The organism is Streptomyces spiroverticillatus, from assembly GCA_014650415.1.
In the GTDB taxonomy this organism is placed as follows: domain Bacteria; phylum Actinomycetota; class Actinomycetes; order Streptomycetales; family Streptomycetaceae; genus Streptomyces; species Streptomyces spiroverticillatus.
The window spans coordinates 188,185-206,545 of sequence record BMUX01000010.1 but is presented as its reverse complement, the minus strand read 5'-3'; the positions used below and the strand labels follow the sequence as shown (position 1 = coordinate 206,545).

The 18,361-nt window shown below is 72.5% G+C and carries 21 protein-coding genes; 7 read left to right on the top strand and 14 right to left on the bottom strand.

The window, feature by feature from the left end; genetic code table 11:
* Window positions 1–6 precede the first annotated feature (6 nt).
* A complete protein-coding gene (locus IE269_RS26040; protein ID WP_189825573.1) occupies window positions 7–612 on the bottom strand; it encodes a response regulator transcription factor in 606 nt (201 codons plus the stop codon).
* 256 nt (window positions 613–868) lie between these two features.
* Between IE269_RS26040 and IE269_RS26035 the strand changes: the two genes are divergently transcribed.
* Window positions 869–2,551, top strand: a complete 1,683-nt coding sequence (locus IE269_RS26035; RefSeq protein WP_438817625.1) for a GMC oxidoreductase — start codon at window positions 869–871, stop codon at window positions 2,549–2,551.
* On the opposite strand, the gene IE269_RS26030 is transcribed toward IE269_RS26035, so the two are convergent.
* The gene (locus IE269_RS26030; protein WP_189825572.1) at window positions 2,526–3,140 is read right to left on the bottom strand and encodes a DedA family protein; all 615 of its coding nucleotides are present in this window, start codon (window positions 3,138–3,140) and stop codon (window positions 2,526–2,528) included. The genes IE269_RS26035 and IE269_RS26030 overlap by 26 nt on opposite strands.
* Before the next feature lie 160 nt (window positions 3,141–3,300).
* On the opposite strand from IE269_RS26030, the gene IE269_RS26025 reads away from it, so the two are divergent.
* Together IE269_RS26025 and IE269_RS26020 are read left to right on the top strand one after the other, a co-directional pair.
* Window positions 3,301–4,449 (top strand): winged helix DNA-binding domain-containing protein, encoded by a 1,149-nt coding sequence (locus IE269_RS26025; protein ID WP_189825571.1) that lies wholly within the window; start codon window positions 3,301–3,303, stop codon window positions 4,447–4,449.
* A gap of 167 nt (window positions 4,450–4,616) precedes the next feature.
* Window positions 4,617–5,132 carry a DUF1203 domain-containing protein gene (locus IE269_RS26020; RefSeq protein WP_189825570.1) on the top strand — a complete coding sequence of 172 codons (516 nt, stop codon included), beginning with the start codon at window positions 4,617–4,619 and terminating at the stop codon, window positions 5,130–5,132.
* 11 nt (window positions 5,133–5,143) lie between these two features.
* Here IE269_RS26020 and IE269_RS26015 read toward each other — a convergent pair whose 3' ends face one another.
* Window positions 5,144–5,584: a DUF3224 domain-containing protein gene (locus tag IE269_RS26015; RefSeq protein WP_189825569.1), complete on the bottom strand. Its 441-nt coding sequence runs from the start codon at window positions 5,582–5,584 to the stop codon at window positions 5,144–5,146.
* Window positions 5,585–5,694: 110 nt separating this feature from the next.
* Between IE269_RS26015 and IE269_RS26010 the strand changes: the two genes are divergently transcribed.
* Window positions 5,695–6,672, top strand: a complete 978-nt coding sequence (locus IE269_RS26010; RefSeq protein ID WP_189825568.1) for a helix-turn-helix transcriptional regulator — start codon at window positions 5,695–5,697, stop codon at window positions 6,670–6,672.
* Here the strand turns inward: IE269_RS26010 and IE269_RS26005 are convergent.
* Complete coding sequence (locus IE269_RS26005) at window positions 6,657–7,316, bottom strand: HAD family hydrolase (RefSeq protein WP_189825567.1); 660 nt, start codon at window positions 7,314–7,316, stop codon at window positions 6,657–6,659. The two genes, IE269_RS26010 and IE269_RS26005, sit on opposite strands and share 16 nt — an antisense overlap.
* Window positions 7,317–7,412: 96 nt before the next feature.
* The gene (locus IE269_RS26000) at window positions 7,413–8,504 is read right to left on the bottom strand and encodes a serine hydrolase domain-containing protein (RefSeq protein ID WP_229898225.1); all 1,092 of its coding nucleotides are present in this window, start codon (window positions 8,502–8,504) and stop codon (window positions 7,413–7,415) included.
* Between the two features lie 126 nt (window positions 8,505–8,630).
* On the opposite strand from IE269_RS26000, the gene IE269_RS25995 reads away from it, so the two are divergent.
* A complete protein-coding gene (locus IE269_RS25995; protein ID WP_229898224.1) occupies window positions 8,631–9,560 on the top strand; it encodes a DUF5829 family protein in 930 nt (309 codons plus the stop codon).
* Window positions 9,561–9,636: 76 nt separating this feature from the next.
* Here the strand turns inward: IE269_RS25995 and IE269_RS25990 are convergent, their stop codons facing one another.
* Genes IE269_RS25990 through IE269_RS25975 form a run of 4 tightly spaced genes read right to left on the bottom strand, consistent with a single transcriptional unit; the run spans window position 9,637 to window position 12,345 of the window.
* A complete protein-coding gene (locus tag IE269_RS25990) occupies window positions 9,637–10,074 on the bottom strand; it encodes a glutaredoxin domain-containing protein (RefSeq protein ID WP_189825565.1) in 438 nt (145 codons plus the stop codon).
* An 11-nt stretch (window positions 10,075–10,085) separates the two neighbouring features.
* Window positions 10,086–10,571, bottom strand: coding sequence for an NUDIX hydrolase (locus IE269_RS25985; RefSeq protein ID WP_189825564.1), 486 nt, complete (start codon window positions 10,569–10,571; stop codon window positions 10,086–10,088).
* Window positions 10,568–11,692, bottom strand: coding sequence for a DNA alkylation repair protein (locus tag IE269_RS25980; protein WP_189825563.1), 1,125 nt, complete (start codon window positions 11,690–11,692; stop codon window positions 10,568–10,570). The genes IE269_RS25985 and IE269_RS25980 overlap by 4 nt, the downstream gene beginning before the upstream one ends.
* A complete protein-coding gene (locus tag IE269_RS25975; RefSeq protein WP_189825562.1) occupies window positions 11,689–12,345 on the bottom strand; it encodes a TetR/AcrR family transcriptional regulator in 657 nt (218 codons plus the stop codon). Before IE269_RS25975 ends, IE269_RS25980 begins: the two co-directional genes overlap by 4 nt.
* 131 nt (window positions 12,346–12,476) lie before the next feature.
* Here IE269_RS25975 and IE269_RS25970 point away from each other — a divergent pair, with 131 nt between their 5' ends.
* The gene (locus IE269_RS25970) at window positions 12,477–13,028 is read left to right on the top strand and encodes a GNAT family N-acetyltransferase (RefSeq protein WP_189825561.1); all 552 of its coding nucleotides are present in this window, start codon (window positions 12,477–12,479) and stop codon (window positions 13,026–13,028) included.
* A 6-nt stretch (window positions 13,029–13,034) separates the two neighbouring features.
* Here IE269_RS25970 and IE269_RS25965 read toward each other — a convergent pair whose 3' ends face one another.
* Genes IE269_RS25965 through IE269_RS25945 form a run of 5 tightly spaced genes read right to left on the bottom strand, consistent with a single transcriptional unit; the run spans window position 13,035 to window position 17,164 of the window.
* A complete protein-coding gene (locus IE269_RS25965) occupies window positions 13,035–13,466 on the bottom strand; it encodes an STAS domain-containing protein (RefSeq protein WP_189825560.1) in 432 nt (143 codons plus the stop codon).
* Window positions 13,463–14,743 carry a PP2C family protein-serine/threonine phosphatase gene (locus tag IE269_RS25960; protein ID WP_189825559.1) on the bottom strand — a complete coding sequence of 427 codons (1,281 nt, stop codon included), beginning with the start codon at window positions 14,741–14,743 and terminating at the stop codon, window positions 13,463–13,465. Before IE269_RS25960 ends, IE269_RS25965 begins: the two co-directional genes overlap by 4 nt.
* Window positions 14,743–15,594 (bottom strand): alpha/beta fold hydrolase, encoded by an 852-nt coding sequence (locus IE269_RS25955; protein ID WP_189825558.1) that lies wholly within the window; start codon window positions 15,592–15,594, stop codon window positions 14,743–14,745. The genes IE269_RS25960 and IE269_RS25955 overlap by 1 nt, the downstream gene beginning before the upstream one ends.
* A gap of 36 nt (window positions 15,595–15,630) precedes the next feature.
* Window positions 15,631–16,656 (bottom strand): hypothetical protein, encoded by a 1,026-nt coding sequence (locus tag IE269_RS25950; RefSeq protein WP_189825557.1) that lies wholly within the window; start codon window positions 16,654–16,656, stop codon window positions 15,631–15,633.
* 52 nt (window positions 16,657–16,708) lie between these two features.
* Window positions 16,709–17,164, bottom strand: coding sequence for a GNAT family N-acetyltransferase (locus IE269_RS25945; protein WP_189825556.1), 456 nt, complete (start codon window positions 17,162–17,164; stop codon window positions 16,709–16,711).
* 132 nt (window positions 17,165–17,296) lie between these two features.
* Here IE269_RS25945 and IE269_RS25940 point away from each other — a divergent pair, with 132 nt between their 5' ends.
* Window positions 17,297–17,854: a TIGR03086 family metal-binding protein gene (locus tag IE269_RS25940; protein ID WP_189825555.1), complete on the top strand. Its 558-nt coding sequence runs from the start codon at window positions 17,297–17,299 to the stop codon at window positions 17,852–17,854.
* The last annotated feature ends 507 nt before the right edge of the window (window positions 17,855–18,361 follow it).

The following is an 18,361-nucleotide window of genomic DNA, read 5'->3' as shown; positions in this document are numbered from 1 at the left end:
CCGGTCTCACATCCAGCCGGCCGCACCCGCGATGCGGATCGCGTCGACCCGGTTGCGCGCGCCGGTCTTGCGGATGGCCGCCGCGAGGTAGTTCCGTACCGTTCCCCGGGACAGGTGCAGGTCGAGCGCGATCTCGGCGACGCACGCGCCCTGCGCGGCGAGCGCGAGCACGCCCAGTTCCCGAGGGGTGAGGGGAATCTCCGTGGCGCGCAGGAGCCCGACGGCGAGTGATTCGTCGACGTACCGCTCCCCTCGCGCGACCGCGTGGATTCCCTCGACTAATCGACCCGGGGAACCCTGCTTGTCGACGTAGCCCAGCGCACCGGCGTCGAAGGCCCGGCGCAGCACGCCGGGGCGGTTCACGTTGGCGAGGACGAGGAGCCCGACGCCCTCGGGGGCACCGCCGCCCCGGACTCCGCTTGTCGTGGCGCGGGGCCGGGGCGCCAGCGTCTCCGCGTCGGCCACCCGTACGTCGACGGGCGGACAGTCGGCCGCCCGGCTGCCGGCCGCCGCCTCCTCGCACGTCACCGCCAGGCCTTCTTCGCCCCGCAGCAGCGCCACGAGCGCCGACCTGAACAGACCTGCCGCACAAGCGACTTGGACACGGATCACGGTGACTCCTCACATGGGGGATGACACCAGTGCCCACCACACCGCCGAAGGAACGCTTCTGCGTCCGCATCGCGAAGCACAGGGGGCACATGGGCCGTCGCCGTGCGCCACCGTGCGCCCTGGACACGCGTGCGACCACGTTCCGCTTCGCCCCTTTTCTCAAGGCCGGAGAAAAGTTACTGGCAGGTATGCCGTGACTTCACAAGACCCAGGCAGTACAACTCGCTCCTCTTCCCACAAGAGTGAGGAACCTCCCGTGAGCGACTCAATCTCGCAAACACCTCAAACAACAAAAACAACACAAACAACACAGGCATCCAAGCCCTCCTCCGGCACCTCCCGCCGCCTCTTCCTCACCGGCACCGGCGCCCTCCTCGGCACGGCCGCCCTCTCCGGCACCTTCTCCCCCGCCGCCTCGGCCGCACCCCGCCGCGCGGCCCTCGCGGGCGGCGAGCACGTCCCGGCCCTGGTCGTCGGCACCGGCTACGGCGGCTCGGTCACCGCCCTGCGGCTGGCCCGCGCCGGGGTCGACGTGCACATGGTCGAGATGGGTATGGCCTGGGACACCCCGGGCCCGGACGGCAACATCTTCGCCAACACCACCAAGCCCGACTACCGCTCCTTCTGGCTGCGCACCAGAACCAAGCAACCCCTGTCCAACTTCCTCGGCTTCCCCCTCGACAAGGACGTCCCGCGCCACACCGGCATCCTGGACGCCGAGGACTTCAGCGGCATCACCGTCTACCAGGGCCGGGGCGTCGGCGGCGGCTCCCTGGTGAACGGCGGCATGGCCGTCACCCCGCGCCGCGAGCGGTTCAGCGCGGTGCTCCCCTCGGTCAACGCCGAGGAGATGTACGCCACTTACTACCCCCGCGCCAACGCCGGACTCGGCGTCAGCGAGGTCGACCCCCGGTGGTGGGAGTCGGCGGAGTGCTACCAGTACGCACGCGTCGGCCGCAAGCACGCCGAGCGCTCCGGCTTCCCGTTCGTCTTCGTACCGAACGTCTACGACTGGGAGTACATGAAGCAGGAACTGGCGGGCCTGGTACCGAAGTCGGCCCTCAACGCCGAGGTCCTGTACGGCAACAACCACGGCAAGAAGTCCCTCCAGAAGACCTACCTCGCCCAGGCGAAGGCCACCGGACGGGTCGTCATCACCCCGCTCCACAGGGTGACTTCGGTGACCCCGGCCGCCTCCGGCTACACCGTCCTCATCGAACAGCTCGACACCACCGGCGCGGTGACCACCACCAAGTCCGTCACCGCCGACCGGGTCTTCTTCGCGGCGGGCAGCGTCGGCACCAGCAAGCTCCTCACCAAGCTGAAGGCGACCGGCGCCCTCCCTAGCCTCAACGACGAGATCGGCCGGGGCTGGGGCGACAACGGCAACGTGATGTGCGGCCGCGCGAACCACATGTGGGACGCCACCGGCAAGCTCCAGGCCTCCATGCCCACCGCCGGCATCGACAACTGGGACGCGGGCGGCTCGTTCGCCGAGGTGGCCCCGCTGCCGACCGGCATCGAGACGTACGCCTCCTTCTACCTCTCCATCACCAAGAACCCGGCCCGCGCCCAATTCACCTGGAACGCCTCCGCCGGCCGGGTCGACCTCGACTGGCAGACGGCCTGGAAGCAGACCTCCATCGACGCGGCGAAGACCATCTTCGACAAGATCAACAAGAAGGAGGGCACGATCTACCGCACCGACCTGTTCGGCGCGTACAAGATCTGGGGCGACCACCTCACCTACCACCCGCTCGGCGGCGCGGTCCTGAACAAGGCCACCGACAACTACGGCCGCCTGCACGGCTACACGGGCCTGTACGTGATGGACGGCGCCCTCATCCCGGGCAACACGAGCGTCAACCCGTTCGTCACGATCACCGCCCTCGCGGAGCGCAACATCGAGCGCATCATCGCCGACGACCTGCGGCTGTAGCACGCGTCCACCGCACACCCTCGTGCAGGAGGGTGATGGAGAAGGCGAGGCTGAGCCCTACGGCCACGCCGAGCAGCGGCTCGTCCTCGAAGGCCGCACCGCCCAGGAAGCCGAGACCGGCGGAGTACACCGCCCAGGTCGAGGCGGCGATCGCGTCGTAGCGCGTGAAGGAGCGGCGCGGGAAGCCGGTCGCCCCGGTGGTGAGCGTGGCGGCGGTGCGGCCGCCGGGGATGTACCGGGCGACGACGAGGACGAGTCCGCCGCGCTCGGCGAGGAGGGCTCCCACTCGTTCGTACGCCCGATGGGTACGGCTGCAGGGCTTCAGCCGCGCGAAGATGCGGCTGCCGGAAGTGCGGCCCATCGCGTACGAGATGCGGTCGCCGGTGAACGCACCGAGCGCGGCGACCAGCACGATCAGCGGCAGCGAGGGGGCTCCGGTGGAGGCCGCGAAGACTCCGAGGGTGATGACCAGGGTCTCGCTGGGGACGACGGGGAAGAACCCGTCGAGGGCGGCGATGCCGAAGAGGAGCACGTACGCCCAGGGGGTCGTGACGAATCCTTCGACTGCGGGGACGATGGCGTCATTCATGGCCGCCACGGTAGGAATCGGCGGGGGTCCGGGGCCGTGGACCTTCGTCCGGTGGCGACCCTGACCTTTGTCGGGGTCCGAGCCGGGGTCCGGGTCGGGGTCCGAGCCCGGGGTCACCCGCCCCACCGCACCCCATGCCCCCTGCGGCACAATCATCCGCGTGACGATCTCTGCGCGCGAACTGAACCGGGCCACCCTCGGCCGCCAACTCCTCCTGGAACGACACGACTTGACCGTCACAGACGCGGTCCGGCGAATCGTCGCGCTCCAGGCGCAGCACGCGCCTTCGCCCTACCTCGCGCTGTGGAACCGGATCGAGGGTTTCGAACCGGCCGACCTGGACGCCGCGTTCTCGTCCCGCGCCGTCGTCAAGGCGACGCTGATGCGGATCACGCTGCACGCGGTGGCGGCGGACGACTACCAGCCGTTCCGGTCGGCGGTGCAGCCGACGCTGTACGGGTCGGGGCTCAGTTCTCGTTTCACGGACACCGGGCTGACGCTCGCGGACGCCCGCGAACTGGCCGCGGAACTCCTGGTGTTCGCGAAGGAGACCCGGACGTCCGCCGAGGTGAAGGAGTGGCTGGCGGAGCGGGTGGGCGCGGAGCGGCGGGACGACGCGTTCCGGGGGGTGCTGGTGTACGCGCCGTTGCATCACGTGCCGACCGGGGGCCCGTGGTCGTACGGCGCCCGGCCCTCGTTCGTCACGGCGGGGGCGGATCCGGTGCAGGAGGGCCGGGAGGTGGACGTACCGGCGCTGCGGCAGTTGATCCTGCGCTACCTGGCGGGGTTCGGGCCCGCGTCGGTGGCGGACGTGGCGCAGTTCGGACTCGTACCGCGCACGCCCGTACGCCAGGTGCTGCGGGAGCTGGCCGGGGAGGTGGAGGAACTCCCGGGACCGGACGGAACGGTCCTCTACGACCTGCCCGGCGCACTGCGCCCGGATGCGGACGTACCGACTCCGGTACGACTCCTCCCCATGTGGGACAGCACGCTGCTCGCGTACGCGGACCGCAGCCGGATGATCCCGCCGGAGCTGCGGAAGGTGGTGATCCGCAACAACGGCGACGTGCTGCCGACGCTGCTGGTGGACGGGTACGTCGCCGGGGTCTGGCGGCTGGTGGACGACGCGGTCGAGGTGACCGCCTTCCGGGACCTGCGGCCGGGGCAGTGGGAGGAGGTGGCGCAGGAGGCGGGTGCGCTGGCCTCGCTGCTCGCGGGGCGGGACCCGCGGACGTACAGCCGCTACCACCACTGGTGGGCGAAGCTTCCGGAGGGTGAGGTGCAGGCGTTCCGGGCGGGGGACGCCTGACGCGGCCCCGGGCGGGATCTGTGCGTGCCGCGGGAGGGCGAGGGTGGTGTGTGGAAGAGGGGTGTGTGGAAGAGGGGTGACATGTGGAAGGGGGGGATGCCGATTCCGGACGGCTCGATGACCGATTCCCGCCAGCGTCGGCCGCCCCGCCGGGCCAGGCTGGCCCGATGAACGCATACACCCCCCGCGCCATCCCGCCCACCGCCCTCGCCGAGCTCCGCATGCGCGACGACTCCGGGCGGGTTCCGGTTCCGTACACCGCAGGCAGTGACGACGGCCAGCCCGACTGCGTCGGCAGCCCCCTCCGCTGCTGTCTGCGCGACGGCGTGCCCGGCGACCGGGTCGCGCTCGTCTCGTACGCCCCGCTCCGTCGCTGGGCGGCAGCCACCGGCGCGGATCCCGGAGCGTACGACGAGACCGGCCCGGTCTTCATCCACGCCGACGCCTGTACGGAGCCCGCTCCCCCGGGCCACCCCTTCGCCCGCCCCGGCGCCCAGCGCCTCCTGCGGCGCTACGACGCGCGCGGTCAGATCCTCGGCGGCACCCGCCTCGAGCTCCCGCAGGACGCGGCCGGGGCTCTGGACACCGCCCTGGACGCGGCCTTCGCCGATCCGGAGGTGGCGCTGGTGCACGTGAGGGCGGTGGAGTACGGCTGCTTCCAGTACGAGGTACGCCGGCCGTAGGGACGCGCGTGTCAGGCCGGCAGCGTGTACTCGAAGGTGTACGGGACGGACTTCTCACCGTGCGGGGCGACGAAGCTGCCCTTGCCGGTGAGGCCGGTCAGGCCGTCCGTGCCCGAGTCCGGGACGACCTCGAAGGTGCAGTGCACGGTGCCGTCCGCCCCGAAGTACCCCCGCTCCTCGACCACGAACCGGCCCTCGCGGCCGCCGAGCCGCCCGGAGAAGTGCTCCATTCCGCAGAAGGTGCCGGTCGTCTCCGTGGCGTAGGTGCAGATGTACTCGCACGTGGTGTCGGCGGCCTCGATGCCGCCGGTGAAGGTGTTGACGACGGAGGCGTGGGAGACGCGGGGGCTCGTCCCTGCGTCGGTGGCGTTCTTCTCGTCCCAACTCGCGTACGTGAAGTGGCCGGTGGCCGTCAAGGTCGTGGTGGTGGTCGTGGTGGACGTGGTCGTCATGGCATCCCCTGGGATCGGTGCGTCGGAGTGCGCGGGCCGCCTCTCTCGCTGGACACCAGCCTGTCTCCCGTACCTGACACCTTCTGTCAGGTACGGGAGACAATGGGGCCATGCGCGCCGACCGGCTCCTCTCCTTGCTCCTGCTGCTCCAGAACCGGGGCCGCATGACCGCGCCCCAACTCGCCGAAGAGCTGGAGGTGTCGGTACGGACCGTCTACCGCGACATCGAAGCGCTCGGCGCGTCCGGCGTGCCCGTCCGGGCGGACCGGGGGCCCGACGGCGGTTACGAGCTGATGGCCGGCTACCGCACCCGGCTGACCGGTCTCACCCGCGCCGAGGCCGAGTCCCTGTTCCTCGCGGGCGCGCCAGGACCGGCGCACGACCTGGGGCTCGGGGCGGTGCTCGCCACGGCGCGGCTCAAGCTCCAGGCGGCACTTCCGGCCGAACTGGCGGACCGGGCACGGGTGTTGGAGGACCGCTTCCACCTCGACGCGCCCGCGTGGTTCCGGGAGGCCGACCCGGTTCCGTACCTCTCGGAGGTCTCGCACGCGGTCTGGGAGCAGCGGACGCTCGCGGTGGACTACCGGCGCTGGCGGGGTGAAGTCCGGCGCGTGCTCGACCCGTTGGGACTCGTCCTGAAGGGCGGGATCTGGTACCTGGTGGCGCGGGCCGACGGCTCGGACGAGGCGGTGCGGACCTACCGGGTGTCGCGTTTCCTTTCCGTACGGGAGACGGGCGAGGTCTTCGAGCGCCCGGCCGGGTTCGCGCTGGCGGCGTACTGGGAGGAGTCCTCGCGGCGCATGGAGGCCATGCGGTACCAGGGGGTGGCCGAGTTGCGGGTCGCCCCGGAGTCACTGAAGCTGCTGCCCGCTCTCTTCGGGGCGGCGGGGGCGGAGGCGCTGGCCGAGGCGGGGGCCGGGGACGAGGAGGGGTGGGTGCGGGTGGAGTTGCGGGTCGAGTCGACGTCCGTGGCAGTCGCCGACCTGCTCAGGCTGCGCGACGGGGCGGAGGTACTGGGGCCGCCGGAGCTGCGCGCGGCGGTCGCGGATACGGTGGCGGCCCTGGCGGCGCGCTATGCGGCTCCCTGACCGACCTGACCGACCCGACCGAGGTGGGCGGCGATGCGGGTGAGGGTGCCCGCGTTGTCCGTGAAGAGGTGGGCCTGCATTCCGGCGGCGCGGGCGGCTTCGACGTTCGGTGCGGCGTCGTCGACGAACAGGCAGTCTTCGGGGCGCACTTGGAGTGTCGTACAGGCGACGGCGAAGGCGCGGGGGTCGGGCTTGAGGATGCCGATCTCGTGGGAGTAGACGAGGTGTTCGGGACGCTCGACCAGGGCGTCGAGGCGGTAGCGGTCGGCCTCGCGCTCGCGGGCGCCGACGAAGCTATTGCTCAGGATGCCGATGCGGAGGTCCTGACGGTCGCTCAGTTCCCTGACGTAGGAGAGGAGTTCGACATTCGGTGAGCCGAGGTACTCGTCCCACAGGTCGGCCATGAAGGCGTCGACCTGCGGGGTGTCGAGGTGGAGGGCCGCGGTGACCCTGGCCCGCACCTCCCCCTCGTCGATGTCGCCGACGCTGCCCGCGTGCCAGGTCTCGCCCAGGAGGCAGTTGACAGTGCCGGGGGCGAGGCCGAGCCGCTCGGCCCAGCGGGTGAGCCAGCCGGTGTCGGGGGTGAGTTCCAGGACGCCGCCGATGTCGAGGAGGAGGCAGGTCGGGTGGGGTGCGGTGGCCATGGGGGCTCCCTGGGTGGATGCGGTGCGGACGGACGCGTCAATACCCGCGGTGCAGATGCGTACGTACGCACCGTGGGCCTTCCCCCAGGGTCAAGGTCAACCGCGGACGGCCTCCGATACCTCCACGAGCAGCTTCTCCGGGTCCGCGCCCCACCGCGAGCTGACCACCAGGTCGCGGGCGGGGTCGACCCAGAGCAGGTGCGCGCCTCCGTTGCCGCGGGAGCAGCGGCCGGTGGCGGGGGCGGCGGGCCAGACGGTGCGGTCGTCGTTCAGCCACCAGGACAGGCCGTAGTTGGGCTTGACCGGGCACGGGGCCCACAGCTCCTCGACCCAGCGCCGGGAAAGAATCCGCTTGCCCTCCCAACTCCCTTGCCCCAGTACGAGTTGGCCGATCCGCGCCAGGTCCAGCGCGCTGATCCACAGGCCGCCGCCCCAGTGCGCGCCGCCGGACACGACGGGGATCCGGGCGCCGTCGACCTCGGTGAAGGAGTTCGCGTACCCGTGCCAGGACCAGGTGTCCGATGCCCCGATCGGGTCCATCACCCGGTCGCGGAGCGCGTCGGGCAGGGAGCGGCCGAGGAGGACGGTGAGGGCGAGGGCGGCCAGGTTCACACGGACGTCGTTGTACGCCCAGCCCTCCCCCGGCGGGCCGCCCGGCGACTCGGTGCCCTCGCGGGTGCTCTGGGCGTCCACGGAAGTGGGCTTGCCCCACAGTTCGCCCTCCCACTGGCTGGTCTGGTCGAGGAGGTGCCGCCAGGTGACGGCGCGGCCGTGGGCGTCGGCGAACTGGGGCAGGGCGACGGAGCGGTGCCGGTCGAGGGCGCGGTGCACGGGCTCGTCCAGATGCAGCAGCCCGTCGTCGTACGCGATTCCGGCCGTCAGGGAGAGGACGCTCTTGGTGGCGCTGTACGCCATCTCGACCCGCCCGGGTCCGCCCCAGCGGGCCAGCTCCGTGCCGTGCCGCAGGACGACACCGCTGGGTCCTTCCCCGTCGAGGAGCGGGCCGAGCACCTCGCGGTGGGAGGTGTCGGAGACCTGGGCATCGAGGTAGGAGGCCATGTCCGCGATGCCGGGGACGTGCCGCTCGGCCTGGGCGCGGGCGGCGCGGGCGAGGGCGTAGGCGTCGACCCGGTGCCAGGGGTCGGGGGTGGTCCCGTACTCGGTTCGGTCGCCCGCCGTGGATTCCATCGCATGCCCTCTCGCCGGTTCGCTCGTACACACATGATCACGTACGCCGCGAGAGCGCCCCGCGCGGGTGGCCGAATCCGGTCAGATCCGGGGCAGTTGGGCCGTGAGGGACCTACGATGCGTCGCATGCAGCGCAGACACGTGCTCCGAATGTTCGGCGCCCTCGCGGCGGTTCCCGCAGCGGCACTTCCGGCAACGGCCTGGGCCGCCCCCGGCCCGCCCGACCGGCAGTTGCTCCACTTCAACCACGCCTACGGCGTCTTCGACCGCGAGACGGCCGACGCCATCGAACACTCCGCGTACTTGCGGGAGTTCGCCAACTTCCAGGTACGCACGACCACCGGCAGCGGCGGACAGGTCTGGACCGGCCGCTACTTGATGGGCCGTCAGACCTACGTCGAGCTCCTCGGCATCGGCGACGTCCCCGGCCCCGACGGCACGCTCGGCGCGGCCGGCCTCGGGGTCTCCGTCGAGCAGGCGGGCGAGCTGGCGAAGGTCCGCGAACGCCTGCCCGGCGCGGGCGTCCCGCAGCCGATCGACTTCCTCCAGACCCGCGACTTCGGCGACGGGGTGAAGGTGCCGTGGTTCGACGGGATCCTCACCACGACGGAGTACGACGGCTTCGGGGCCTGGGCGATGGAGTACCGGCCCGAGTACTTCGCCGACCCGCGCAGCAACACCGAACCCCCCTCGCACCCGGGCGACGTGGGCCGGGAGCGCTACCTCAGCGACGACTACCGCAAGCACCTGATGCGCGACGTCACCGCCCTCCACCTGGGGGTCACCCCGGGCGACCTCGCCGACACGGTGCCGCTGCTGAAGGCGGGCGGATTCCGGCTGCGGGGCACGGCGGACGGCGGGCAGGTCGTCGCGTCGGGCGGCGGCACCACGATCCGGTTCGAGGCGGTGCCGAGGGAGCGGGCGGGGCTGCGACGGCTGGACCTGGCGCTCAACCGGCCGCCGGGGGCTCCGCAGGAGCAGCGCATCGGCAGGTCCACGCTGAAGGTGGGGCCGGGGCCGCGCGCGGTGTGGACGTTCGACGGGGTGCGGAGCTGATCCCTCGGCCCGTCAGACGGAGGGCTCCGCGCGCCGGAACCCGACGGGGGGCTCCGGCACGCGGAGCCCCCCCCGTTCACGCAGCAGGCGGGACCTGTTCGCGGACCCACGCGGGATCGGGGTTGGTGTGCGCCCGGCCCGCCACGACCACGGTCGGCACGGTCTCGTTGCCGTCGTTGGCCGCCCTCACCGCAGCAGCTCCCTCCGGGTCGCGCCAGATGTCGACCCAGTGCAACCGGCCTGCCCCGCGGCCCAGTCGGAGGCGCAATCGGATGCAGTACGGGCAGGTCGGCCGCCAGTAGACGACCGGCCGGCCGTCGGCCGCGCTGCGGCGCTGCGCCTCCTGGGCGCTGATCGACCTCGGGAAGATCAAGGGGGAGTTCAGGCCGGCGAGCGCCAGGAACACCAGCAGGAGTACGGCGGCCGAACCGACGCTCCCCCTGACGATCAGTCCGGCGGCAAGGATCGAACCGACCAGCGCGAGCACCACCGGCAAAGTCCATACGCGCCTCATAGCTGTGCAGACTAGCGGTGCGGGTCGAGCTGCGTCCCGGTCCCGACCCGCCCGGCTCGCCCGGCTCGCAGGATGCGTACCGCATCGACCGTCGGCGGCGACAGCTCCGCGTCCCGCAGTTCGTCCCAGCGCAGCCACTCCACTGCGTCCGTCGAACCCTCGGACTCCGCCGACTCCCGCTCCCCCGGCCGGAGTCGGACCTCGTAGAAGAGGGCGGTCAGGCCCCAGACGACACCGTCCCGGTGCGTCTCGTACGTCCGGGCGTCGAGCAGTGTCGCCTGTGCCACCTCGCGTCCCGTCTCCTCCCGGAACTCCCGCACCAGCGCCTCGGCGGGCTGCTCGCCCGGGTCGATCCCGCCGCCGGGCAGGTGCCACAGGCCCGGCGGGAAGACGGGCGAGTCGTCGGTGAGGCGGACCAGCAGCAGCCGGTCGCCCTCCACGACCAGGCCGTACGCGCTGACCCGGGTGCTGCGGGGGCGCGTGGCCCCGGCCGTCACGGCAACCTCAGCGTGAAGCTCGCCGAGGCCCGGACCAGGCCGTTGACCTGAATGTCGACGATGTGCTCGCCGGGGTAGTACACGCGCGTGGTGATCTCCCGGACCGCGTGCTGCTTGCGCAGGCTCCGGCGCTCGCCGGGGGCGAGCGTCACGGTGGCGAGCTTGAAGACCTTGGGAATGGTGCGGCCGCCCTTGCGGACGTGGTGGACGACGTAGTCGACGGTGAGGGTGTGCGGGCGGTCGTCGGTGTTGAGGAGGTCGAAGGCGAGGGTGAGGAGCTGACCCACCGTCAGATCGAGCGGTGACAGGTCGAGTTGGGGGACGCGCGCGTGTTCGCCGCCCGTCGCACCGAGGAGCGCTAGAGCCTGCTGGTCGCCCTTCTTGACGAGGGTGCGCAGACCGTGCCGTACGGTCCAGGCGGTCTCCGGGGTCGGACTCTCCTCGGCCCAGCGCCGCGCGGTGGCGAGGACGAGGCCGGGGTGGTCGCGGGCGATGTCGTTGAGGTTGTTCGCCACGGAGGTGCGGACGTACGGGGAAGGATCGCTGCGCAGGACCTCCAGCACGTCGAGTACCGGGCGGGGGTCGGCGACGAAGCCGGTGAGAGTGCGCGCCCAGGGCAGGCGGGGGCGGATTCCCTCACTGGCGAGGCGGCGGACGTGGTGGCTGGGGCTGTGCGCCCAGTCGGCGACGTACTTCATCGTCAGGCCGGGGTGGCGTTCGACGAAGGGGCGGACCGCGAACTCGCCGGTGTGCCGCCGGGTGATCTCGTGCAGGGCGTCCAGGGACACCGTGGGGTGGTCGAGTCCGTACTCCTCGACGAAGCGGGCGACCGGCATCAGGTGCCAGCTGGCGTTGAACATCCCCTCGCCCTCGGCGAGTTCGTCACCGAGGAGCGCGACGAGGACGGCGACCGCCTCGGGGTACGGTCCGGGCAGGCGGCTGCGCAGCCCCTCGGCCAGCACCCGCACCCGGTCCTTCAACTCCAGCTCCGCGACGCGGGATTCGGCCTCCGCGACGTATCCTTCGAGGTCGAATGCGGGGTGGACCGCGTGGACGAGCTCGCCCAGGCGGCGGGCCCCCGCCCCGTCGAAGTACCGCTTCAGCCCGTACTCGCCGCTCATTCCGCTCCCCCGCTCCGGTGTCCCCCCAGTATCGCCGACGCCGCCCGGGATTCCCCGGCGAGTCCCGCCAAGTACGCGTCGACCAATGCCACTTGGCGCTCCACCGTGAACTCCTCCGGTGCGAAGAGGGCCTGCACCACCAGCCCGAGCACGAAGCTCTGCGCCGCAGCGGCCACCTCCTCCGCCGCCGGGGCCTCCGGCAGTTCCCCCGCCTCCTGCGCCGCCCGCACGTGCACGGTCAGCCGTTCGCGGGCCCGCCGGTAGCGCTGCGCGTGCTCGGCGGCGAGCTCCGGGTCGGCGAGGGCGACGTCCCAGGAGCCCACCCAGATGCGGTTGCTCGCCGCGCCCCGGGGGTCGAGCGGGAGGATGTCGAGCAGCACGGCCCGCAGCATGACCAGGCCCGTGGCCTCGCCGACGCGTCCCGCCGCCGGGCGCGGGCGGTCCAGGGAGTGAGCGTCGAGGACCTCCAGGGCGTGCTGCAGCAGGGCCCGCTTGCTGGGGAAGTAGTGGGTGAGCAGGCCGGTGGTCGCGCCCATCTGCTGGGCGACGGCCCGCAGCGTGAGGCCGCCGAAGCCGCGCTCGGCCAGGACCTCCCACACCGCGCGGGAGACCTCGGTGCGGCGGGCGTCGTGGTCTCCTCGGGCAGGTGTCATGCGCGGCGCTCTCCTCGGGCAGGTGTCATGCGGGCCAGTGTACGTACCCAACGTTTGTTACGTATCGTGGGTGCGCCCGCACCCCATGGGCACACCGCATGGGCACACCGCCCCGGACCCGAGGACCTGCCGTGTACGCCGTACCCCTGACCGACCGTGCCGAACTCCGCCCGCTGGAGCCCTGGCAGGCGCCTGAGTTCCTGGCCCACATCGACCGCGCGCGGGACCTGGTGGACCCGTGGATTCCGTGGGCCTCGTTCTCGACGGACCTGGCGTCGGCGCGGGCGACCCTCCAGCGGTATGCCGACAAGCAGGCCGCCGACGGGGGCCGGATCTACGGGATCTGGCAGGACGGGACGCTGGTGGGCGGCGTCATGTTCGTACGCTTCGACGCCGCTCAGGGCACCGCCGAGATCGGCGTGTGGTCGGAGCCGGCCGCCCAGGGCCGGGGCCTGATCGGCGCGGCCGTGCGGCATCTGCTCGCGTACGCCTTCGAGGAGCGCGGGCTGCACCGCGTGGAGTGGTGGAACAGCACGGTCAACATGCGCAGCCGGGCGGTGGCGCAGCGCGCGGGGATGCATCTGGACGGGACGCTGCGCGAGCACACCGAGTACCGGGGCGTCCGCCTGGACATGGAGGTGTGGTCGCTGCTGGCCCACGAATGGAAGGGCCGCGAGGTCTGAGGGCGCTCAGCCTGCCGCCTGCGTGTCCGGCCGGTTGCCTCCTGACGGCAGGTTGCCTCCCGACGGCCGGTTCCCTGCCGTCGTGGCCTCGGCCGTGCTGTCGTACAGCGCGAAGACCTGGTCGAGGCCGACGAGGTGCAGCACCCGCAGGGTGTGCTCGGGCACGGCGGCCAGTGCGACCCCTGCGCCCGCGGCCAGGGCGTGGTTGCGGGCGGCGATCAGCGCGGTGATGCCGGTCGAGTCGCAGAACTCCATGCCCGCCAGGTCCATCACCAGGCGGTCGTCCGCCGTGAGCGGGATCCCGGCGAGCCGGGTGCGCAGGTCTGCGGCGGTGTCGTAGTCGAGGTCGCCGACGATTTCCACGACGGGCCCGGTGGCTGCCTGCCGCACGGCGAGCGTCAGTGTCTTCACTGAAGTGGTCCGATTCGTACGGGTCATACGGGCTTCTCCGTGGCGGGGGCGCCGAGCGCGAGCAGAGCGGTGTCGTCGTCGAGGCCTTCCCCGAAGCTCTCCAGGAGCCCGGTCAGCGCGTCGACCAGTGAGGCGGGCGAGGTGTCGGGGGCGGCCCGGACGAACTCGCGCAGGGCGTCGTCGCCGTACCGCTCGGAGCCCCGGCCGCCGAGGGCGGTGCGGGCCTCGGTCAGGCCGTCGGTGTGCAGCAGGAGGGTGTCGCCGGGGGCGAGGATGGTGGCGGCCGAGGCGAGCGGCGGGTTCGGCAGGATGCCGATGAGCAGGCCGCCGGGGGTCTCCAGGTACTCCGTACTGCGGTCGGCGCGCAGCACGAGCGCCGGAGGGTGCCCGCCGGAGGCGACCCGTACCGCCACCTGCCCGGTCTCGGGGTCGGGCCGGAGGGTGCCGAAGACGGCGGTGCAGTAGCGGGGGTCGCTGCCGGTGTAGCGCTCGTGGAGCACGGTGTTGAGGGTGGAGAGCGCGGCGACCGGGTCGGGGTCGTGCAGGGCGGCGGCGCGCAGGGTGTAGCGGGTGAGCGAGGTGACGGCGGCGGCCTGGGGGCCCTTGCCGCAGACGTCGCCCAGGAAGAACCCCCACTGCTCGCCGTCGATCGGGAAGAGGTCGTAGAAGTCTCCGCCGAGCCGGTCCGGGGAGGCCGTGTGGTAGTACGAGGCGGACTCCAGGCCCGGTACGGCGGGCAGGGTGGCGGGAAGCAGGCTCTGCTGGAGCGCGGCCAGCGCGTCCTGGAGGCGGGCCCGGTCGGCCTCGGCCTCGCGGCGGGCGGCCTCGGCGGACCGCCGGGCGCGCAGCAGTTCCTCCTCGTAGGCGCGGCGGTCGCGGGCGTCGGCGAGGGTGGCCCGGATCAGCAGGGGCTCGCCCTCGCTGCCGTGCTTGACGACGGCGGAGACCAGAACGGGCATGCGGACGCCGCCGGCGCCCTTCAGTTCCAGGGCGATTCCGCTGATCTCGCTCTTCATCCGGAGCAGGGGCTCGAAGTGGGTCTCGTAGTAGATCCGGCCGCCGACGGTGAGCAGGTCGCTGAAGCGCATCCGGCCCACGACGTCCTCGCGGCGCAGGCCGAGCCAGTCCAGGAGGGTGGCGTTGGCCTTGGCGAGGGTGCCGTCCATGAGGGTGGAGACGTAGCCGCAGGGGGCCCGTTCGTACAGGTCCTCGGCGCTGTCCTCCAGGAGGGCGCTGAACGCGGCGTCGGTGACGGCGCCGTCCCCGGCCTCGAAAGGCTCGGGCTCGCTGCTGGTGCGGCTCATCATCGGCTGTCCCCGGGCAGCGGGGCGGCGGGGGCCGCGGGGTCGGCGGGGTGCAGGCCGTCGAGGAAGGCGCGGATCTCCGAGCCGGTCACCTCGGGGGCGCTGAGCTGGGGGCAGTGGCCGGTGGCGTCCAGCGTGACCAGCCGGGACCCGGGCACGGCGGCGTGGACGTACGCGCCGACCTCGCGCGGGGCGATGGCGTCCTGGCGGCACTCCAGGACGAGGGTGGGCACCGTCACGTCCTTCAGTTCGTCGCGGGTGTCGGACAGGAAGGTGGTCCGGGCGAAGACGCGGGCCATGTCGGGGTCGGTGGCGCAGAAGCTGGTGGTCAGCTCCTCGCCCAGCTCGGGGCGCTCGGGGTTGCCCATGATGACGGGGGCCATCGCGCCGGACCAGCCGAGGTAGTTGGACTCCAGGGAGGCGAGGAGCTCGTCGATGTCCTCCGCCGTGAAGCCGCCCCGGTACCCGTCGTCGTCGATGTAGCGCGGGGAGGGCGCGACCATGACGAGCGAGCCGATGCGGTCGGGAACGCTGCGGGCGGCCAGGACGCCGATCATGGCGCTCACCGAGTGCCCCACGAAGGCGGCCCCGCGCAGCTCCAGCTCGGCGCAGATCTCGGCGACGTCCTGGGCGTACCCCTCCAGGCGGGAGTAGCGCGCCTCGGACCAGGCGGCGGGGTCGGCCTGCCCGGACCCGACGTAGTCGAAGAGGACGACCCGGTACCGGTCCGCGAGGGCGGGCACGACCAGCCGCCACATGTTCTGGTCGCAGCCGAAGCCGTGCGCGAGCACCACTGTGGGGCCGTCGGCCCGGCCGGTGACGACGACGTTGTTCCTGCGGCGGGTGTCCATGCGCCCCATCCTGTCACCTGCGCCCACCATGGATGGTCACTGCATGTTCTGGAGGTGGGGGTGACGGGGGTCGTCGGCACAGACGTAGAGCTGGAGGTTGTAGCCGCGGCCGATGGTGAGCTGGGTCGCGGAGGCCGGGCCGAGGAAGTGCAGTCCGGTGTACGTCGCGTCCTCGACGGGCCGCCAACTGTCGCAGTCCCGGCCCCATTCGGAGCCGTCGACCGTGAGCAGCGGCCGTACGCCGGAACCGCACGCGGGGCAGGCCATGTCGAAGGGGTCGGAGAAGCTCCAGGGCTCGTGCCCGAGGGCCTTGAACCCGGGCGCGACCGCCAGATCCGACTGATAACACATCCCATCGGGCTCCCCCGCCTCCCCTTCCTGCTCCTCGTCCCACGCCTCGATGCGGCCGGCGAGCTCCTCCGGGAGGACGTGCGGGGCAGGGTACTCGGTGACCTCCTCGGGGTGCAGGACGCAGGGCTCGGGCAGGTAGTCCCCGCTGTCGACGACGGGCGGCTGCGGTACGGAACCGGGCGGGACCGGGTCGGTGACGTCGGCGGCGGCTCGCCAGCGCAGGGCGGTGCGCGGCACGTAGCCGTCGTCGGCGTGGTCGAAGGGACACCACAGCACCTGGAGCAGGTCCGTGCCCTCGGGGTAGGGGAGCCGGGGCACGTCGGCCGCGTACACCTGGGCCACCGGCAGCATCGGCATCGGCCCCGTCACGGGTATCCGTCGCTCCGCGTCGAGCCGGTCGAGCGTCTCCCGCTCCTCCTTGCTCAGCAGGTCCGCGTCGTCCGCCCGGGTCCGCGCCCACGCCTCGGCGAGCATCCGCCGCGACTGCCGTACGTCCTCGGGCGGGAGCCCGAGCCGCCACGGCCCGCCGTGCTCGGCGCAGGTCGGCCACTCCTCCCCCGTCGGCCACAGCAACGGCCCGCCCACGGAGGATTCCGTCACGCTCGGCGCACCGGCCCTGGGATGCAGCCGTATCGCCGTCCTGGCGAGCGGCGCGAGTTCGGGGAAGAGGGTGGTGATGTCGACGGGTCGGGGCGGTGTGGTGCGACTCATGCAAAAAGCCTAGACGCCACCACTGACAACGCCCTCGCGCGGCCGGTGCCGCTCACAGCGCCAGCTTGAACCCGTCGTGGCTGCGCACGAATCCGAGCGAGGCGTAGAAACCGTGCGCGCGGGTGCGGGACTTGTTGCTGGTGAGCTGGACCAGGGTGCAGCCGCGGGACCTGGCGCGGTCCACGGCTCGCGTGAGCAGCTCCCGCCCGAGGCCTTCGCCGCGCCGGTCGGCCCGGACCCGTACCGCTTCGAGCAGCGCCCGCTCCTGACCGTGCCGGCCGAGCCCGGGAATGTACGTCACCTGAAGACACCCCAGAACGAGCCCCTCCTCCCCCTCCCTGCCTTCCAGAACGAGGAGTTCATTGCGCGGGTCGGCATCGAGGTCGCGGAAGGCCCGCTCGTAGGCGTCGTCGACGACGATCGTCGCGGGGTCCACCGTCTCGTGCTCGTGCAGGACGAGGGCCAGGACGGCGGGGAGGTCGGCGCGGGTGGCGGTTCGAAGGATCACGGGAGCATTGTGCGGGGCGGGGGTTCCGGTCGAACACGGTGGCCCTCCGGCGATGAGTTCCGGTCCCCGCGGCGGTCTGTACAGGTGAACGCATCCCCTGCGCGGTCAATGCACACACCAAGGAGGAGTTCCGTGATCGATCTGAAACCGGCCTGCCGCACCATGAGTGCCGTCCTCGCCGACATCTCGGACGCGCAGCTCGGACTGCCGACGCCGTGCGCGGAGTACGGGGTGGGGGACCTCGTGGACCACGTGGTGGGGTTCACCGGGGCGTTCACCGCGGTGGCCCGCAAGGAGGACAGCCCCGCTCCCGTCGACGCACCCACCGCCGCCCGGCTGGCCGCCGACTGGCGCACCACGCTGCCGCTGCGCCTGCGGGAGCTCGGTGAGGCGTGGGACGACCCCGCCGCCTGGGAGGGTACGGCCGACGCCGGGGTGGGGCTCGAACTGCCCCGGGCCGTGTGGGGCCGGATCGCGCTCACCGAACTGGTGGTGCACGGCTGGGACCTCGCGCAGGCCACGGGCCGGCCCTTCGACCTGCCCGAGGACACCCTGCACGCCTGCTTCGACCACGTGTCGACCTTCATGGACGGCGCGCCGGTCGAGGGGCTGTGGGGCCCGCCCGTCGAGGTGGCGCAGGACGCGCCGTTGCTGCACCGGCTGCTGGGGGCGACGGGACGCAAGCCCTGAACGGAGCCGAGGGCTCAGGGGCTGATCACTGCTGTGTCGACGAGCCCACCCTTCCTGTGCCGGGTGCGCTCGTGCCGCGCCCCTTTGAGGGCGCGGGGCTGTGCCGATGTGCGACTCCGTCGCGCGGGCATGCCCTGCCCGTGCGGGCCGCTTCGTTTCCGTGCCCCTTCAGGGGCGCGGGGAACTGCGCGCCCAGCCACGACGCGCCTGCACGGGAACCGTGCAATTGCCCCGCGGGTTTAGGTGAAGGGGCGGGGCTGGGGACCCTCTTGGCCCGGCGGGCCGGTGCTTCACGTGCCCGGCACGGGGACGCATCCCGAGGGCCCCGGGGCTGCGCGCACCCGGCGTGCAAGGTGCGGGCAGGGGCCGGTGCCGGGGCGGGCCCGGATCGGGCGTACCGCCCCCTTGCCCGCCCGTCCCGCCCCCGGGGGGCGGCCCCGCCGCCCAAGGGGACGAGGGAAAGGGGAGGGGGGAAGGCCCGCGCCGCCCAAGGGGGCTAGGGAGAAG

Excerpts from the sequence above, each read along its gene's own strand:
- IE269_RS25950 (WP_189825557.1), bottom strand. The coding sequence starts at position 16,656 with ATGAGTCGCACCACACCGCCCCGACCCGTCGACATCACCACCCTCTTC.
- IE269_RS26015 (WP_189825569.1), bottom strand. The coding sequence starts at position 5,584 with ATGACGACCACGTCCACCACGACCACCACCACGACCTTGACGGCCACC.
- IE269_RS25955 (WP_189825558.1), bottom strand. The coding sequence starts at position 15,594 with ATGGACACCCGCCGCAGGAACAACGTCGTCGTCACCGGCCGGGCCGAC.
- IE269_RS25980 (WP_189825563.1), bottom strand. The coding sequence starts at position 11,692 with ATGAGCGGCGAGTACGGGCTGAAGCGGTACTTCGACGGGGCGGGGGCC.
- IE269_RS26005 (WP_189825567.1), bottom strand. The coding sequence starts at position 7,316 with ATGGCCACCGCACCCCACCCGACCTGCCTCCTCCTCGACATCGGCGGC.
- IE269_RS25965 (WP_189825560.1), bottom strand. The coding sequence starts at position 13,466 with ATGACCCGTACGAATCGGACCACTTCAGTGAAGACACTGACGCTCGCC.
- IE269_RS25960 (WP_189825559.1), bottom strand. The coding sequence starts at position 14,743 with ATGAGCCGCACCAGCAGCGAGCCCGAGCCTTTCGAGGCCGGGGACGGC.
- IE269_RS25990 (WP_189825565.1), bottom strand. The coding sequence starts at position 10,074 with ATGAGGCGCGTATGGACTTTGCCGGTGGTGCTCGCGCTGGTCGGTTCG.
- IE269_RS26030 (WP_189825572.1), bottom strand. The coding sequence starts at position 3,140 with ATGAATGACGCCATCGTCCCCGCAGTCGAAGGATTCGTCACGACCCCC.
- IE269_RS25975 (WP_189825562.1), bottom strand. The coding sequence starts at position 12,345 with ATGACACCTGCCCGAGGAGACCACGACGCCCGCCGCACCGAGGTCTCC.
- IE269_RS25995 (WP_229898224.1), top strand. The coding sequence starts at position 8,631 with ATGCAGCGCAGACACGTGCTCCGAATGTTCGGCGCCCTCGCGGCGGTT.
- IE269_RS26020 (WP_189825570.1), top strand. The coding sequence starts at position 4,617 with ATGAACGCATACACCCCCCGCGCCATCCCGCCCACCGCCCTCGCCGAG.
- IE269_RS26010 (WP_189825568.1), top strand. The coding sequence starts at position 5,695 with ATGCGCGCCGACCGGCTCCTCTCCTTGCTCCTGCTGCTCCAGAACCGG.
- IE269_RS26000 (WP_229898225.1), bottom strand. The coding sequence starts at position 8,504 with ATGGAATCCACGGCGGGCGACCGAACCGAGTACGGGACCACCCCCGAC.